The sequence below is a fragment of the Brevibacillus sp. M2.1A genome (assembly GCF_013284355.2).
Classification (GTDB): Bacteria; Bacillota; Bacilli; order Brevibacillales; family Brevibacillaceae; genus Brevibacillus.
Genome location: NZ_JABSUY020000001.1, coordinates 4,327,019 through 4,342,542 on the forward strand (window position 1 = coordinate 4,327,019; position 15,524 = coordinate 4,342,542).

A 15,524-nucleotide genomic window follows, 5' to 3' on the forward strand; every position below is an offset into this window, starting at 1 on the left:
GCTTCACTCGCTTTCTCCCAAAGTATTTTTCTGTAATGATTGCTGGATAATCTCGTTCACGTCCTGCTGAATAAACCGCGTTGCACTGACAATCGCGTTTTTCATCGCACGCTCATTTGAGGAACCGTGGGCCTTGATCACAGGGGATTTCAGTCCCAGCAAGGGAGCACCACCGTATTCCGCATAATCCATTTTCTTTTTAAAGCGTACCAATCCTGGTTTCAGAATGGCAGCTCCTAGCTTATTAATCAGGCTGGAAGTAAACTCCTGCTTTAACTGCGAAAAGATTGTGGAGGCAGCACCCTCTACGGCCTTTAACAAAACATTTCCTACAAAGCCGTCGCATACGAGCACATCACAGGCTCCTTGCATAACATCGCGTGCTTCCACATTTCCTACAAAGTTCAAGTCAGCTTCTTGAAGGAGAGGAAAAACGGCTTTCGTCAATTCATTCCCTTTTCCTTCTTCCGTTCCGACATTCAGCAAGCCTACTGTCGGCTGCTTGAAGCCCAACACTTTTTCAGCGTACAAGCTCCCCATCAGCGCGTACTGGACAAGCTGATGCGGCTTGGCATCCATATTGGCTCCGACGTCCAGCGTCAGTGTTACACGGCCTTTTGTATTCGGGATATAGGCACAAAGCGCCGGGCGCTCGATTCCATCCATGCGACCTGCGTACAGCAAGCCCGCTGTCATTAAAGCACCCGTATTCCCAGCCGAGATCATCGCGTCGACTTTTTTCTCGCGCGCCATCTCAACAGCTACAACCAGCGAAGAATTTTTCTTACGCCGAACTGCTCGAACCGGTTCATCATCTGGCAAAATCACTTCCGCTGCAGGAACAATTTCAATATTTGCCGGAATATCCTGCGGCAAGTGGTTCCGAATAGCCTGTTCATCTCCCACCAATACAACTGTAATGGCCGGGTTTTCCTTGATGGCAGCAAGCGCCCCTAATACTGTACTCTTCGGTGCGTGATCGCCGCCCATCGCATCCACTGCAATTCGCAACCGTGACTCCTCCTTACTCCTCATCCATGCTGTTATGGTAGCTCGACATTTCTACTACACGGAAGGTTGCCGTAAAGACCAATTCACCCTGAACCTTCGTCTCTACACGCACCTTGCATTCGTCGCCGTTACGGCTCCTCACCACTGCTTTTGCAACCAGCTTTTCCCCTGCTCGTACAGGACGGACAAAGCGGATTCTCGCTGTAGCTGTCAACGCTACCTCTGCGTTGATTACGGCAACTGCCAATGAGTTGGCCTGAGCAAATATATAATGCCCTCGGGCAATTTGTGTTTTCGAAAAAACATGCTCTTCTTTAATTTCCAATACGGAAATGGCCTGTGAATCGAGCTGTAGATCAATAATCTCACCGATGATTTCATCGATGCCCAATGATTTTACAGGATCAAGACTTTTCTCTGCGACTGTCTTGATTCGTTCACGCAGCTCCGGTATGCCTAATTCCAGTCTGTCTAAGCGTATGGTTTGAATACTGACACGAAATAACTCAGCCAGATCTTCGTCCGTCGCAAATGGGTTATCCGCCAGATACTGCACTAAGCGGGACTGGCGATCTTTTTTTGGCAAGCGGGCGATGCTGAACACCCCCTTAAGCAGGATTCAGTTGTACTATGTATGATTGCGATCTGTTTTTAATACCTGGTACCAAAACACAGTATACGGGAGAAGATGTGGAATTACAAGTATCGATCACGAAATTAGGTAGCCATCCCTAACGGTAAATGAGACGAATGATCTCCTCAATCCCCGGTTCTTTCATCTGGATGTCCAAAGGCTCACCCCAACTCGCCACCTCGGCAAGGATTCGCGGCGAAGAAATTTTTCCTTTGTCGAAGTAAATCGAAAGCACATTCTCAGATAGCTCCATCCGCTCAATTCCCTCTAGCTCGTAAAGCTTTTCAGGCGGTTGTCGAAATTCGATTCGTATGAGGCTTGGCAGCCCTATCTGGTGTCGCAAATCAGCCAAGCTCGTATCCATCATCTTTTTGCCATGATTGATCACGATAATCCGGTTGCAGAGTTGTTCAATATCATCCATATCATGAGTCGTCAAAAGAATCGTCTTCTTCTGGGTCTGATTCACTTCTTTCAAAAAAGCTCTGATGCGAGTCTTCGCGACCACATCCAACCCAATCGTAGGCTCGTCCAAAAACAGGACAGGCGGATCATGCAGCAGCGCCGCCGCCAAATCAGCTCTCATCCGCTGTCCTAACGACAATTTACGCACTGGCGTATCAAGGAATTCATGGAGGTCCAGCAGTTCCTGATACACCTCCATCGATCGCCGATACGCGCTGTCGTCAATTTTGTACATCGCTTGCAAAATTTCGAAGGAATCTCTGACTGGCAAATCCCACCAAAGCTGTGTTCGCTGCCCGAATACTACTCCGATCTGCGAGGCTACTTGAATTCTTTCCCGCTGCGGACTATATCCACCTATTCGTATTTCCCCCTGACTGGGATGAAGAATTCCCGCCAGCATTTTGATTGTCGTCGATTTTCCAGCGCCATTCGGCCCGATATATCCCACGAACTCGCCTCTGTCAATGGAAAAGGAGATATCGTGGACGGCTTTGACTTCCCTTCGTTCACGAGAAAAGAGTGTTCGTAGAGAAGCAAAGCGCCCCTCCTTCGCTTGATTCAGGAAAAATGATTTTTCGATGTGCTCTGCTTCAATCATGTTACCCCTCCTTAGCTCCCTGTACTATGGTAGTGTCGAATCCCGACATTCCACAGCATACGAGCGAAATAAAAAGCACTCGCTGCAGCTACTGGGGTGAGTATCGGATAAAACCATTCGCCCCCTTTGCCCAACAGCGTCAACATTGGCAAATAATTCATATAAGCAATCGGAATCGCTGAGAAAAAGAGCCATTTGAGCCAGTTTGGATATAGCCCGATCGGATAATTGGAAGCATTGGCTGGTGCATAAATGGTAAAGGTCAGCATGTCTTTTATCTGATGCGTCCAAAAGGCGACCCCTGCCGTAGCAAGACCAATGGAGAAATAGATCACTCCGCCAGACAAAATGGCAACCGGTGAGAATAGCACCAACCCCATGATCGATTGCCCTTCCGCCGCAAGACCCGACAAGGAGATGACCAAAACAGACACCCCTTGCACCAACCCTCCCACTCTCGATAAATCAAGATTACGTGTCAATAGCAGAAGCAAAGGTGAAACAGGCCGGATGAGCAATTGATCGAGCTCCCCTTGTACGATGTACTTCTCAAAGTCGTTAATTTCCGGAGCAAACAGTCGATACAAGGAGACAGATGCCGAGGAAATCCCGTAAAGCATCCCAACCTCGTAAATATTCCACCCGACCACATCGTGAAATCGGTACAAAATCGCAGAGAGAATAATAAAATCAAGCACCATAATCATTCCGGTCGTGGCAGCGCTCGTGACAAAATTTATCTTGTATTGCATTTGCGAGCGAATGCTGGCCGCAATCAGTTTGCGATAGAGGGCAAACATATGGTTATCCTCCTTGAATTTCTAGCTTTCTTCTTGCCATGTTCGTCACCAATAAAGCAACTACCGTTAAAGCGAGCGCCCATCCAGCTTGGACTAGCATGCCATAAGGAGGAGCAAGCTCTAGCAAGGTCATGACTGGATAATAAATCATCGCGGAAAAGGGCAAATAAGGCGCTACCTTTCCAATCATCCCGGGCATCAAGTCGATCGGAATCATTTGTCCACCTAACCCAAAGATCAACGACAAAAGAATGAGATGTACCCAGCGGATTTCTGTGGTCCAGAAGGAAGAAATGCCCGCGAGATAAAAGAGTAACATGCCTACGTACGTTCCTAGCAGAAGCGAGAGGATAAACCAGAAGTAAGTGAACAGATGGGAGGGAAAAAAGAAGCCTACCGCTAATCCTAGCAGCAAGCCAATCGGAACACTTCGGTAACAAGCATTGTACAAAAGTCGTCCAAACTCCTGACTGAGCATGTACCAGAGATAATGAACAGGCTTGATCATATCCAGACTGACAGCCCCGCTCCTTACCGCTATTTGCACATTCAGACCTGGGGACAGAAAAGTTGTCATCCAGAGAACGCTTTGGCAAATCGCGATGTAATACCCCATCGTTTTGACATCATACGGGCCATATACTTGTTTTCCAGAAAGGACACCCGTCCAAATGGCAATAAAAACAAGCCCAAAAATCGAGCTTGCGACATTGTTGACGACATGCGATAAACGATACTGAAGATTTCGACGATAGCTCTTGCGAATAATCCGCCAATAGACCATAGAACCCTCCTCTTGGAAAAGTCAGGATTACCAGAATAGCAGGGGCGGTACACAAATGCAAGAAAAAAAGAAAGAGTCCTTCCCATTTGAAGGACTCTTTCTGATAAATCCATTTGCTGTCACGCTGGTCACCCATTCACGCCAGCCAAATGGAACTTATCCTCTTTTTTATGGATCAATAGCTTCATGTGGAAGCTACAATCACCTCTACATCGTTAGCGTGCAAAGCCTCAGCTATTTCCTTTTCAGGCAGCTTATCAGTCACGATAATATCGATCTGGTCAAAACCTGCAACGCGATACAACATACTTTTTCCAAACTTGGTATGGTCAGTGAGGATGATGGCTTGATCGGCCCGCTTGATCATTTCTTTGATCAGAAAGCCGTGATCCTCCTGCGTGGACATGAGCCCTTCCTTTGTAAGACCGCATGCACCAACCAGCACTTTATCAACATGAAAATCAGCGAGGTTTTGAATCACGCGTGTACCGAGCACACATTGATCCTCTGCATGTACGTCTCCGCCCAAAAGCTTGACAAGAACGCCATCTTTTCGGGACATACTGGCGGCAGTCGCTAATGAATTCGTGATGATGACATGATCGCGGGTCTGCAACGATTCCACCGTAAGCTGAACAGTTGTGGACGCATCGAGCAGCAAATAATCGCCATCTTTGATCAGACGGGCCGCCGCTGTCGCAATACTGCGCTTTCCTGTCAAATCAAGCTGCATTCGTTCCTGATGGGAGTAGTTCTTTTTGTTGAGGCTGGGCAGTACTGCTCCTCCCCTGGTCCGCAGGATTTGTCCCTGCTCCTCCAGCTTGACGATATCACGCCTCGCTGTGTCACGGGAAACCCCAAACTGCTCAACTACTTCTTGCACACTGATTCGCTGGTGCTCCTGCAGATACGCAAGAATTGCATCCAACCTCTCCTCTTGAAACACGAAGCCTCAACCCCATCCTTATCTTGACTACATTATAAGTCATTTAAGTTATTTACACAAGTGATAATAAGCATTTGCAAGTAATGATAAGCAATAGGAAGGAACAAAAAAAGCAAGGCGATTTCTCACCTTGCTTTCTTAGCAGCGAATATTACTTCGCTACTTTCACGCCTTTGTAGTGACCGCAGCTTGGGCAAACACGATGCGCAAGCTTGTATTCGCTGCAATTATCGCATTTGATCATGCCTGGAATCTCTAATTTGAAGTGCGTACGACGCATTCTTTTACGGGTTTTGGAAGTTCTCCGTTGAGGTACTGCCATCTTCCTTACACCTCCTTCAACTGACAAATGCTAAGAAGCTCTATTGGGTGGACAGTATAGGCAAAATGCTTATGCCATCCTTCAAAAATGAGACGCTGCCACGAATGGTCGGCGAATCATCTTGAATACAGTAAGAATACTTATTTGCTGTCTTTGAAAAAGTCAGCCAACCCAGCCAAACGCGGGTCAACACGCTCATTCTTGCAGCTGCATGCCACTTCGTTACGGTTCACACCGCAAGTCGGGCACAGACCTTTGCAATCCTCCTCGCAAAGCGGGAAGGTCGGCATTGCCAGTAAGAAGTCCTCTTGCAACAGCGAGTCCAGCTCGATTTCATCGCCTTCCAAAGGAAGGATATCGCTGTCCTCGTCATCTTGCAGGATTGGATCATCCGCAAGCGCAAATGTCTCAGAGAAATCTACTGTTGCCTGATCGACAAAAGGATTCAAGCATCTCGCGCAGACAAAATTCACGTCTGCCTTCATGCTTCCTTTTACGTAAAAGAGATTGCCCAGCTGAACAGCTTCACCACTCGCAGTCACAGGACTAATCCCGCGAATCTCATGATGACGCTTCTTTAGCTCATCTGCTTCTAAGGTTACCTGGAATGGCAACGGCTCTCCTTTTCGGTGCTCTAACTCTGCTAACTTAATGTTCATAGCATTTTCACCTCATGCACAACAAAGATGATTATAGACCCTGCCCAAAGCTTTGTCAACCATTTTTGCTTGACAGCTAGTTTGCTCAGGTAGATTTCGGTTTTTGTCCATTCAAGTACGTAATCGCTTCTTCCACCGTCTTGACCGGAACCACTTTCATTGAAGTTCCAATCCGCTTGGCAGTCGCTAACGCCTCCTCGTAATTGGAAGTCGTATCTGGCGTATCCTGTGGAGCAAAGAAGATCTCTGCGCCCGCTTTGTCCGCTGCGATTACCTTTTGATTAATGCCACCGATCCTGCCTACTTTTCCGTCTAACGAAATCGTGCCTGTTCCTGCAATTTTATAGCCTTTTGTCAAATCCGTCTTCGTATTTAACTGGTCATAAATCTCCAGGGTCATCATTAACCCAGCAGAAGGACCACCAATCCCTTGAGAGGCAATGGTAACTTCTTTTGGAATGATGATTTCCTGTTTGTTGTCAGGGCGTACACCAATTCCAACTGACTTGGACTCAGGCAGTGGTTCCAAGGTTAACATCGTTTTGGCCTCTTGTCCATCTCTTGTGTACGTAATCTCGACTTGGTCGCCTGCTTTTTTTGCAGAGAGGGCTGTCAGCAAATCTTTTGCCTCAGATGTGCGAACCCCGTCTACATACGTAATGACATCTCCGATTTGCAATACTTTATGGGCAGGAAACCCTTCCAAGGTACCCATCACCCACACACCCTGCTTCTCGATTTTCACTTCGAAGCCGGCAAGACGGAATGCGACTGCCTCCGCAATTTTTTGTGAATTGTCCATGACCGCTTGTTCTCGACGGATAAAATCTTCGCTGTCTTCTCCCTTGCTGACAACCAACTCCTTGGGCAATAGCTCAACATCCTGCGTCATTTTTGCATACCAATACCACGGCAAATTCGCTTCGCCCATTCGTACCGTCGTGAGCATGAAGGAGCCGGTCTCGTCTTTCTTGCCGCCTTCCACTTGAATCATCGGCCCCAACTCAATCGCTGACCCTGGACGACTCACGTAATAATTCGTCGGTACAAAAAAGGAAATGCCCAACAAGACAAAGACCAAGGCAAGTATCCAGCTAAAGCCTCTGGTTCCTGTAGATCTGCGTCTGTTGGCATAAAGCTGTTCCTCACTCATTCTTGTGCCTCCCAATTTGCAATTAGTTCCTGTATGCGTTCGATATGTTCAGTACCCGCACGTTCGCCTAGCTCGATAATTTGTTCGACACCCGTGTACGCGATACTGCTATAGTGTCCAACATCAGGCCTGATTACGATGTCTGCCGCAATGATTCGATGTCGCAGAATTTCCCTTTCCATGACATCAATCGTTTGGGCGATCACATCAAAAATACTTTTGACCTCCATCCGAGTGTCGAATTGGGCGACATCTACCGCAATCACGATATCGGCACCCATTTCACGCAGCACCGTCACCGGCACACGATCAATCACTCCTCCGTCGACCAAAAGCCGTCCTCCTACTTTTTCAGGGACGAAGATGCCTGGAATGGATATGCTCGCCCTCACCGCTTGATCAATCGGGCCTTCACGAAATACGACGCGCTCCCCTGATTCAATATCCGTCGCTACAATGGCAAGCGGCTTGTTCAGCTCTTCCAAGCGCTTTCCGTGCGTTAACAGACGAATCAATTGTTTGATCTTTTCCCCCGTAACAAAGCCCATGCTGGGTACGGTCAAATCGAGCCAATGCTTGCGTTTTAAATTCAAGGCAAGCTTTCCCATCATGTGCGGTTCAATTCCGTTGGCATAGACAGCTCCAATCAAACTGCCCATACTGGAGCCAGCGAGCATGTCAATCTGAATACCATGTGCTTCTAGCGCATTCAATACACCAATATGCGCAAAACCGCGAGCGCCCCCAGAACCCAAGGCTACACCCACGATTGGTTTACGTCTTGTCTGCATGGAAAAAACCCCTCCCTGTAACCAGCCTATGTGGTAAATCTCTGTTCCTTTCACACTTGGGAGATATTCGTCGACCAAGCTTACGCATAGTTCTCCCGCCTGCCACGTAGACATGTACTACTACTTTTCTTCGATTCAGGAGGAATCCATGTCACGCCACTCACCCGTACTTACATTGTTGCTCGCCATTTCGACAGTTTTCATTGTTATTTCGTTGATCGCATACTCACAGATTTCTTTTGAAGCTGCCGTACGCGGTCTGAAAATATGGTGGGAGGTAGTTTTTCCCTCTACTCTTCCCTTTATTGTGCTGTCTGAGGTGTTGATGGGTCTGGGCGTCGTTCATTTCGTCGGCGTGTTACTGGAGCCATTCATGCGCCCACTGTTTAACGTTCCGGGAACTGGCGGGTTCGTGCTGGCAATGGGCTTCTCGTCCGGCTATCCGGTAGCCGCAAAGCTGACAACACGCCTGCGTCTGCAAGGCAATGTGACGAAGGCTGAGGGTGAACGACTCGTCTCTTTTACAACGACGGGAGACCCTTTGTTCGTCATGGGAGCAGTGGCAATCGGCTTTTTCCACAGTGAGCAAATGGGCATCATTCTAGCTCTGACTCATTATTTGTCAGCTGTACTCATGGGTGTGGTCTATCGTTTTCATGCGCCTTTTGCCATAACTTCAGCCCCATTGGAGAAAAATTCATTGCCTCTTCCTTTACGAGCCTTGCAAGCGATGCATCGGGCACGTGTCCGTGACGGACGTCCGTTCGGAAAATTAATGGGAGAAGCAGTTCAATCCGCTCTGAATACCTTGCTGATGATCGGTGGTTTCATCATTGTTTTTTCGGTATTAATCCAACTTTTCTCCACGATTCATCTGACACAAATCATCAGTACGCTTCTCTCGATTTTTCTCGGTCCCTTTGGTTTTCCGCCAGCCTTTTCCCAAGCAATTGTGGCAGGATTGTTCGAAGTAACCCTCGGCGCACAGGCAGCGAGCATTGTCCCTGATGAAGTTTCCTTGGTCTGGAAAGCAGCCATTGCCAGTGCGATATTGTCTTGGGGCGGTTTGAGTGTTCACGCGCAGGTCGCAAGTATCTTGAGTGAAACGGATATTCGTGTCGCCCCTTACTTGATTGCCAGATCCCTGCATGCTTTGCTAGCTGCGATTTTGACCTTCGTCTTTTGGGGGCCACTTGCCACAGTCAGCTCCTGGTTCGTGGAGCAAGCCGTCCCTGTATTTGTGCATGCGAAACCTGAGGTCCCTGCTACGAGTTGGTGGGAGACCTTGCTATTATCAGGGGGACTCGCCATCGGCGTTGGTGCAATTCTTTTGTGTACCAGCCTGGCTCTTTCGCGCATGAACCGCAGTAAGACGTGATAATCTACTCGGCCATTTTTCGCTTCAGTGCCTCTTCTACGATTGGCGGCACCAAATCTGCGACACTCGCCTTGTATTTCGCAACTTCCTTCACAATACTTGAACTCAAGTACGAATATTGATTGTTCGTCATCATGAAAAACGTTTCGATATTTTCATCGAGCTTTTTATTAATCGAGGCGACTTGCATCTCATATTCAAAATCAGAAACAGCACGAAGGCCACGAATGATCACCTGTGCGCCCTTTTTGTTCATATAGTCAATTAATAAGCCGTCAAATGAGTCCACTTCTACATTTTTCATGTCAGCCGTTGCCTGACGAAGCAATTCGACACGCTCTTCTACGCTGAATAATGAGTTTTTCTTTGAATTGATCAAGACGGCGACAATGACCTTATCAAAAACGTTGGCACCCCGCGCAATAATGTCGAGATGCCCATAAGTAACAGGGTCGAAGCTTCCTGAACATACGGCGATTGCCATAGCGGGTTATCCTCCCTTGATGCTCTTTACGCACCTTAATTTGAAAGTTAGGCTTGTGGTTCCAAATCGTAATAATACACGGTAATGGCCGTATCCCCATACTTCGCTGCTCGATCCTTCACACAATAACCAATCGCATCTGGAAAGGAGTCTGCGATATCATGCTCAGCCACGATCCAAGCTCCGTCCGCCAACATTCCCAGCTCTTGTAACATCGCAATTTCTTCAACAATCTTTTGCTGGGCGTATGGCGGGTCCAAAAAGACAAGATCAAATTTTTGATGGCGGGTACTCAGCGTGCGAATGGCGCGCTCCGCATCCATGCGATATAGCTCGGCATAATCGTCCAGCCTGCAAGTGCTGACGTTTTGTTTTACCACGGCAAACGCTTTCGGATCTCGCTCCACAAAAACAGCTCGATCCACTCCCCTACTCAATGCCTCGATCCCGAGACCACCTGTTCCTGCGTATAGGTCCAATGCCCAACCACCATCGAAATAGGGGCCAATCATATTAAAAATCGATTCTTTGACTTTATCGGTTGTCGGTCTGGTTCCTTTGCCCGGAACTGCTGCCAACCGTCTTCCTCTGTGTTCTCCAGCGATGACTCGCATACTCATTTCACCTGTCTGCTTTCCTGATATGTATGTTTTAAGACGCGATTTTCTAAGACTGAGAATGATATCATACTATCACAACTGCATACACCCGTAAAATTAGCAACTGGAAAAATTTATGCGCAAGAAGGTATACAACCCCATTCTATTGGAAAAGATGATGAATAGCGACGCAACGGTGTCGCTGACAACCGCGGAGAAGACTTACGTTTCCCCATAAGCTCTTCCTCCGGTTTCTCCTCTCCCATAATTGAAAGGCTGTTCACTTTGGCGCACGACGTGTCTGATAGGAGCATTTCGTGCCATCGCTCCCTTCATCGGGAGGAGTTGAACGGCTGCCCCTCGTCATTTGGCGATGGGGTATTTTTTTGTGTCCAGCGCATACTACATGTACCTGCAAAACCCTCTACATGTAGATTGCCTGAAGGGAGTGAGTCAATCATGGCAGAAAAGCGACCGTCCGCACAAAAGCTGAAGGCGTCCAAAGCCCAGTCCATTGCAGACCGCACAGGCAAAGACGTCGAACTGGCGCGTGACATGCAATCGCGTGCAGATCAATCGGACATCGTCAAACATGGACAATAGTTGCATATGTAGCCAGCCGCATCGAATCGGCTGGCTTTTTACTTTTCCACCTTCAATTCCCTCGGCACTTCTTCTAAGCGGATACAGATACTATACAAAAATGACTGTGAAGGAGGTATCCGCATGCATACGGTGTGGAAGGGTTCAATCAGCTTCGGCCTCGTCAATATACCTGTTCGCATGTTTACTGCAACGGAAGAGCGCGATATTCGCTTTCGCCAACTGCATAAAGAGTGCAATACCCCGATCAAGTACACGAAAATGTGCCCACACTGCCAGCGCGAGGTCGATACGAATGAAATCGTCCGTGGCTTCGAATACGAAAAAGGACATTTTGTCATGATCGACGATGATGATCTGGAAGCCATTACGCCAGAAACACGCAGAGCCATTGAAATTATCGACTTCGTAGACTTGTCGGAGATTGATCCTGTTTATTTTCACAAGAGCTATTTCCTATCTCCACAAGACACCGGCGAAAAAGCATACGCCTTGCTGCGATCGGCTATGGAACAAACAGGAAAGATCGGCGTTGCACAGGTAACGATGCGCAATCGGCAAAGCCTGGCCGTTATCCGACTGTATGAACATTGCATCATGCTGGAGACGATCTTCTATCCGGATGAGGTACGCCCCGTCAATCAAGTGCCCGCCTTGCCTGAGGCCAATGTAACGTTGGCCGAAAACGAACTGAAAATGGCAACTGAGCTCATTAGCAATATGACGCTCCCTTTTGATCCGGCAAAATATACGGATGAATATCGATCCGACCTGCAAAAACTGATTGAGAAAAAATTGGAGGGTCAGGAAATCGCCACTGCACCTACTGTGGCAAGAACCAATGTTATTGATCTCATGCAAGCCCTAAAAGAAAGCTTGGAGTCTACAGCCGGTCAAGCCGCCGTACCCATCAAAATCGAACCGGAACCGACTCCTTCAAAGCCTGCGCGAAAACGCACCACTGCTGCCTCCTCTTCCGAAAAAGAGCAAGCATCGAAAAAGCCGACCGCAGCCGATCCCAAAAAAACTACGACTACTTCTACAACCAAAACACTGCGCAAAAAGAAGGCTACCTCTGGTTAGCAGCACATAACAAAAAAACCTGCCCACACTGGACAGGTTTTTTGTATTCCCATGATGGAATCTAACTAGGCGCCATTTTCCTGCACGGTTCAATATGGATATGAACGGCGTTAATGCGGTGAATCTTGCGCATCTGTTCTTCAATTTTTTCGGTGATGGTGTGGCTCTCTACCACATTCAGCCCTGGATCTACATGGATCACAACATCAACCAGCACGCTGCTTCCATGGTAGCGGGCTTTGATGTCACTGATATCCTTTACTCCTGAAATCGAGGAAATCGTTGCCCGCAGGTCCGCAAGCTCACTTTCGTCGAAGCCATCTGTTAAACGGTGGGTTGCTTCTCTGAAAATGTCCCACGCAGTCTTCAAGATAATGAGACCAACAACAAAAGCAGCTAATGGATCGAGCCAATGCAATTGAAACTGTGCGCCAGCTACCCCGATAAACGTCCCGATACTGACGAATGCATCTGAACGGTTGTCAGCGGCCGCTGCATCCAGTGCTTGGCTGTTTGTTTTGATGGCGAGCTTTTTATTGTAGCGATAGACAAAAAGCATAATAACGGCAGTTGCAAGTGCTGTCCATCCTGCTAACAGGTTAGGAGCCGAATGTTGTGGATCAAACAAGGATGGTACGGCATTCGTAATGACCTGAACTCCGACAAATAGCATGATAAATGATGCGACAAGTGCTGAAATAGTCTCTGCCCGGAAATGGCCATACGGGTGATCTTTGTCAGGTGGTTTCCTTGCAATACGCAGCCCGATCAAAACAGCAATTGATGCGACCACATCTGTTGAGTTGTTAAGACCGTCGGCCATTAAAGCTTCCGACGCTGTGACATACGCAACTCCTATTTTTAATACAGAGCAGAAAATGTAGGCAAAAATACTCACCCACGCTCCACGTTCTCCTTGTTTTAGATCCGAATAAACATCCATACCTCATCACCTCAAAATACTTCTCCATCCTGCTTCGACAACGCGGAAAATCAAAGCGCTGGAAGCAGTTGCTTTTTTTCGAACTTCATCGTAACAGATAGGAATCATGTGGGTCTACAGAAACAGTTTTAGTCCGATTCATGAGAATAGGGGGGAGGAAAATGTGTTGCACACCTGCAATTTTTCACTAGAAAATTATCCTTGAAATTAACTTGACTTCCCGTTATCCTATTGTTGCAATCCAAAAATAAAAAAGCACGGGAGCTTGGAATTCACCAGGCTGAGAGGATGGTACTGTGCCATCGACCGTTGAACCTGAACTGGGTAATGCCAGCGGAGGAATGTCATATACGACACGAAAAGATACGTGTATTTTTAGGATACCCGTTTCTTCTCTACTCTCGCGTTGGCGTCGCATGTTGTTTATGCGGCGCTTTTTCGCGGGATGTTTCTTTCGCCTCCCTAAACGGTTCTCGCTTTCGTGCAACCAAAACAAGGAGGTTTTTCTTATGTCATTGGTGTCATCTTTTCCAGGTAGTCGCAAAGTATACGAGACAGGTAGTCGTGCGGACATCCGTGTCCCGATGCGCGAGATTTCTCTTCATCCTACCGAAGGATTGTCCGGCTCCACACCCAATCCTCCCATTCGCGTGTATGATACGAGTGGCGAGTATACTGCATCCGGTTATGTCCCTGACATTCAAGCAGGACTCCCCTCCATTCGCCACCAATGGATTGATGAGCGAAATGATGTGGAAACGTATGTCGGTCGCGAACCACAACTAGTCGACGACGGCATCCGAAACGAAGAGAAGGCTGTCACCCTCCCCACTTTCCCTCGAGAGGGCTACAAACCAAAACGGGCAAAGCCAGGCAAAAATGTTACCCAGCTTCATTATGCCCGAAAAAATATCATCACACCGGAAATGGAATACGTTGCCATTCGCGAGGGGGTCTCTCCTGAATTTGTACGGGCAGAAATCGCCGCTGGACGTGCGATCCTCCCTTCTAACATCAATCATCCTGAGAGCGAGCCGATGATCATTGGCCGCAACTTTCATGTCAAAATCAATGCCAACATCGGAACGTCAGCCGTCAGCTCTTCCATGGAAGAAGAGGTCGAAAAAATGATTTGGTCTGTCCGTTGGGGTGCCGACACCATTATGGACCTCTCGACGGGAAAACATATACACACCACGCGGGAGTGGATTATCCGCAACAGTCCCGTTCCAGTAGGTACTGTCCCGATTTATCAAGCACTTGAAAAAGTAAATGGGAAAGCCGAGGATTTGACATGGGAGGTTTACCGAGACACCTTGATTGAGCAAGCGGAGCAAGGCGTCGATTACTTCACGATTCATGCTGGTGTTCTTTTGCGCTACATCCCCATGACAGCTAACCGCGTTACCGGTATCGTCTCTCGCGGCGGATCGATTTTGGCGGCATGGTGCCTGGCCCATCACGAGGAAAACTTTCTGTATACGCATTTCGCTGAAATTTGCGAAATTCTGAAGGCCTATGACATTTGTGTATCCCTTGGAGATGGACTACGTCCTGGCTCTATCGCGGATGCGAATGACGAGGCACAGTTCGCGGAGCTTGAAACATTGGGGGAACTCACAAAAATTGCGTGGGAACACGACGTACAAGTCATGATAGAAGGCCCCGGTCACGTCCCCATGCATCTCATTCGCGAAAATATGGATAAACAGCTATCCATTTGCCATGAGGCCCCTTTTTACACACTCGGGCCGCTCACGACAGACATTGCCCCCGGCTATGATCACATTACTTCAGCGATTGGCGCTGCCATGATTGGATGGTTCGGAACAGCGATGCTCTGCTACGTAACGCCCAAGGAACATCTCGGCCTTCCGAATAAAGAGGATGTCCGCAACGGTTTAATCGCATACAAAATCGCTGCGCATGCCGCTGATCTCGCAAAAGGACATCCGCGGGCAAAACAGCGAGACGATGCCTTATCCAAAGCTCGTTTTGATTTTCGCTGGAACGATCAATTCAATTTGTCGCTGGACCCGGAGCGCGCCCGCGAATATCACGATGAAACGTTGCCAGCAGAAGCCGCCAAATCTGCCCATTTTTGTTCCATGTGCGGTCCTAAATTTTGCAGCATGAAAATATCGCACGACATTCGTCACATCGCCAATGAACAAGGGGGTGCGCAAGATCCCGCCATTCTTGCAGGGATGCAGGAAAAATCGCGTGAGTTCCGCGAACAGGGAAGCCGTTTGTATCAGTCGTAATGAA

At 48.1% G+C, this 15,524-nt stretch carries 17 protein-coding genes and 1 riboswitch; of the genes, 4 read left to right on the forward strand and 13 right to left on the reverse strand.

The window, feature by feature from the left end; genetic code table 11:
• Positions 1 to 3: 3 nt before the first annotated feature.
• The 10 genes from plsX to HP567_RS20770 all read right to left on the reverse strand — a co-directional run bounded on the left by plsX (position 4) and on the right by HP567_RS20770 (position 8,166).
• The gene (plsX, locus tag HP567_RS20725; protein ID WP_173608056.1) at positions 4 to 1,011 is read right to left on the reverse strand and encodes a phosphate acyltransferase PlsX; all 1,008 of its coding nucleotides are present in this window, start codon (positions 1,009 to 1,011) and stop codon (positions 4 to 6) included.
• Positions 1,012 to 1,024: 13 nt separating this feature from the next.
• On the reverse strand, positions 1,025 to 1,615 hold the full coding sequence (gene fapR / locus HP567_RS20730) for a transcription factor FapR (RefSeq protein WP_088908224.1): 591 nt from the start codon (positions 1,613 to 1,615) through the stop codon (positions 1,025 to 1,027).
• Positions 1,616 to 1,742: 127 nt separating this feature from the next.
• Positions 1,743 to 2,711 (reverse strand): ABC transporter ATP-binding protein, encoded by a 969-nt coding sequence (locus tag HP567_RS20735; protein WP_173608057.1) that lies wholly within the window; start codon positions 2,709 to 2,711, stop codon positions 1,743 to 1,745.
• Positions 2,712 to 2,722: 11 nt separating this feature from the next.
• A complete protein-coding gene (locus HP567_RS20740) occupies positions 2,723 to 3,511 on the reverse strand; it encodes an ABC transporter permease (RefSeq protein WP_173608058.1) in 789 nt (262 codons plus the stop codon).
• A gap of 4 nt (positions 3,512 to 3,515) precedes the next feature.
• Positions 3,516 to 4,295, reverse strand: coding sequence for an ABC transporter permease (locus tag HP567_RS20745; protein WP_173608059.1), 780 nt, complete (start codon positions 4,293 to 4,295; stop codon positions 3,516 to 3,518).
• Between the two features lie 184 nt (positions 4,296 to 4,479).
• On the reverse strand, positions 4,480 to 5,241 hold the full coding sequence (locus tag HP567_RS20750) for a DeoR/GlpR family DNA-binding transcription regulator (protein WP_173608060.1): 762 nt from the start codon (positions 5,239 to 5,241) through the stop codon (positions 4,480 to 4,482).
• Between the two features lie 151 nt (positions 5,242 to 5,392).
• Positions 5,393 to 5,563 (reverse strand): 50S ribosomal protein L32, encoded by a 171-nt coding sequence (gene rpmF / locus HP567_RS20755; RefSeq protein ID WP_005834357.1) that lies wholly within the window; start codon positions 5,561 to 5,563, stop codon positions 5,393 to 5,395.
• Positions 5,564 to 5,703: 140 nt separating this feature from the next.
• Positions 5,704 to 6,222 carry a YceD family protein gene (locus tag HP567_RS20760; RefSeq protein WP_173608061.1) on the reverse strand — a complete coding sequence of 173 codons (519 nt, stop codon included), beginning with the start codon at positions 6,220 to 6,222 and terminating at the stop codon, positions 5,704 to 5,706.
• A gap of 85 nt (positions 6,223 to 6,307) precedes the next feature.
• Positions 6,308 to 7,375: a SepM family pheromone-processing serine protease gene (locus HP567_RS20765; protein WP_173608062.1), complete on the reverse strand. Its 1,068-nt coding sequence runs from the start codon at positions 7,373 to 7,375 to the stop codon at positions 6,308 to 6,310.
• Positions 7,372 to 8,166, reverse strand: a complete 795-nt coding sequence (locus tag HP567_RS20770; protein ID WP_173608063.1) for a patatin-like phospholipase family protein — start codon at positions 8,164 to 8,166, stop codon at positions 7,372 to 7,374. The genes HP567_RS20765 and HP567_RS20770 overlap by 4 nt, the downstream gene beginning before the upstream one ends.
• A gap of 148 nt (positions 8,167 to 8,314) precedes the next feature.
• Here HP567_RS20770 and ylbJ point away from each other — a divergent pair, with 148 nt between their 5' ends.
• Positions 8,315 to 9,544, forward strand: coding sequence for a sporulation integral membrane protein YlbJ (ylbJ, locus tag HP567_RS20775; protein ID WP_173608064.1), 1,230 nt, complete (start codon positions 8,315 to 8,317; stop codon positions 9,542 to 9,544).
• Between the two features lie 4 nt (positions 9,545 to 9,548).
• Here ylbJ and coaD read toward each other — a convergent pair whose 3' ends face one another.
• Both coaD and rsmD read right to left on the reverse strand, forming a co-directional pair.
• Positions 9,549 to 10,028, reverse strand: coding sequence for a pantetheine-phosphate adenylyltransferase (coaD, locus tag HP567_RS20780; RefSeq protein WP_137028288.1), 480 nt, complete (start codon positions 10,026 to 10,028; stop codon positions 9,549 to 9,551).
• Between the two features lie 47 nt (positions 10,029 to 10,075).
• A complete protein-coding gene (rsmD, locus tag HP567_RS20785; protein WP_173608065.1) occupies positions 10,076 to 10,642 on the reverse strand; it encodes a 16S rRNA (guanine(966)-N(2))-methyltransferase RsmD in 567 nt (188 codons plus the stop codon).
• Between the two features lie 444 nt (positions 10,643 to 11,086).
• On the opposite strand from rsmD, the gene HP567_RS20790 reads away from it, so the two are divergent.
• A complete protein-coding gene (locus HP567_RS20790; protein WP_016743266.1) occupies positions 11,087 to 11,230 on the forward strand; it encodes a hypothetical protein in 144 nt (47 codons plus the stop codon).
• Between the two features lie 123 nt (positions 11,231 to 11,353).
• The gene (ku, locus tag HP567_RS20795; RefSeq protein WP_173608066.1) at positions 11,354 to 12,313 is read left to right on the forward strand and encodes a non-homologous end joining protein Ku; all 960 of its coding nucleotides are present in this window, start codon (positions 11,354 to 11,356) and stop codon (positions 12,311 to 12,313) included.
• Between the two features lie 61 nt (positions 12,314 to 12,374).
• Here ku and HP567_RS20800 read toward each other — a convergent pair whose 3' ends face one another.
• Entirely contained in the window at positions 12,375 to 13,256 is an 882-nt protein-coding gene (locus tag HP567_RS20800; protein ID WP_173608067.1) for a cation diffusion facilitator family transporter, read from the reverse strand.
• Positions 13,257 to 13,503: 247 nt separating this feature from the next.
• Positions 13,504 to 13,616, forward strand: a riboswitch (TPP riboswitch).
• A 149-nt stretch (positions 13,617 to 13,765) separates the two neighbouring features.
• Between HP567_RS20800 and thiC the strand changes: the two genes are divergently transcribed.
• Positions 13,766 to 15,520 carry a phosphomethylpyrimidine synthase ThiC gene (thiC, locus tag HP567_RS20805; RefSeq protein WP_173608068.1) on the forward strand — a complete coding sequence of 585 codons (1,755 nt, stop codon included), beginning with the start codon at positions 13,766 to 13,768 and terminating at the stop codon, positions 15,518 to 15,520.
• Positions 15,521 to 15,524: the final 4 nt, after the last annotated feature.

Bases quoted from the DNA above. Each gene is read 5' to 3' on its own strand.
- HP567_RS20735 (WP_173608057.1), bottom strand. From the start codon at position 2,711: ATGATTGAAGCAGAGCACATCGAAAAATCATTTTTCCTGAATCAAGCG.
- ylbJ (WP_173608064.1), top strand. From the start codon at position 8,315: ATGTCACGCCACTCACCCGTACTTACATTGTTGCTCGCCATTTCGACA.
- HP567_RS20800 (WP_173608067.1), bottom strand. From the start codon at position 13,256: ATGGATGTTTATTCGGATCTAAAACAAGGAGAACGTGGAGCGTGGGTG.
- HP567_RS20740 (WP_173608058.1), bottom strand. From the start codon at position 3,511: ATGTTTGCCCTCTATCGCAAACTGATTGCGGCCAGCATTCGCTCGCAA.
- HP567_RS20790 (WP_016743266.1), top strand. From the start codon at position 11,087: ATGGCAGAAAAGCGACCGTCCGCACAAAAGCTGAAGGCGTCCAAAGCC.
- ku (WP_173608066.1), top strand. From the start codon at position 11,354: ATGCATACGGTGTGGAAGGGTTCAATCAGCTTCGGCCTCGTCAATATA.
- coaD (WP_137028288.1), bottom strand. From the start codon at position 10,028: ATGGCAATCGCCGTATGTTCAGGAAGCTTCGACCCTGTTACTTATGGG.
- rsmD (WP_173608065.1), bottom strand. From the start codon at position 10,642: ATGCGAGTCATCGCTGGAGAACACAGAGGAAGACGGTTGGCAGCAGTT.
- HP567_RS20770 (WP_173608063.1), bottom strand. From the start codon at position 8,166: ATGCAGACAAGACGTAAACCAATCGTGGGTGTAGCCTTGGGTTCTGGG.
- rpmF (WP_005834357.1), bottom strand. From the start codon at position 5,563: ATGGCAGTACCTCAACGGAGAACTTCCAAAACCCGTAAAAGAATGCGT.
- HP567_RS20765 (WP_173608062.1), bottom strand. From the start codon at position 7,375: ATGAGTGAGGAACAGCTTTATGCCAACAGACGCAGATCTACAGGAACC.
- thiC (WP_173608068.1), top strand. From the start codon at position 13,766: ATGTCATTGGTGTCATCTTTTCCAGGTAGTCGCAAAGTATACGAGACA.
- HP567_RS20760 (WP_173608061.1), bottom strand. From the start codon at position 6,222: ATGAACATTAAGTTAGCAGAGTTAGAGCACCGAAAAGGAGAGCCGTTG.
- HP567_RS20745 (WP_173608059.1), bottom strand. From the start codon at position 4,295: ATGGTCTATTGGCGGATTATTCGCAAGAGCTATCGTCGAAATCTTCAG.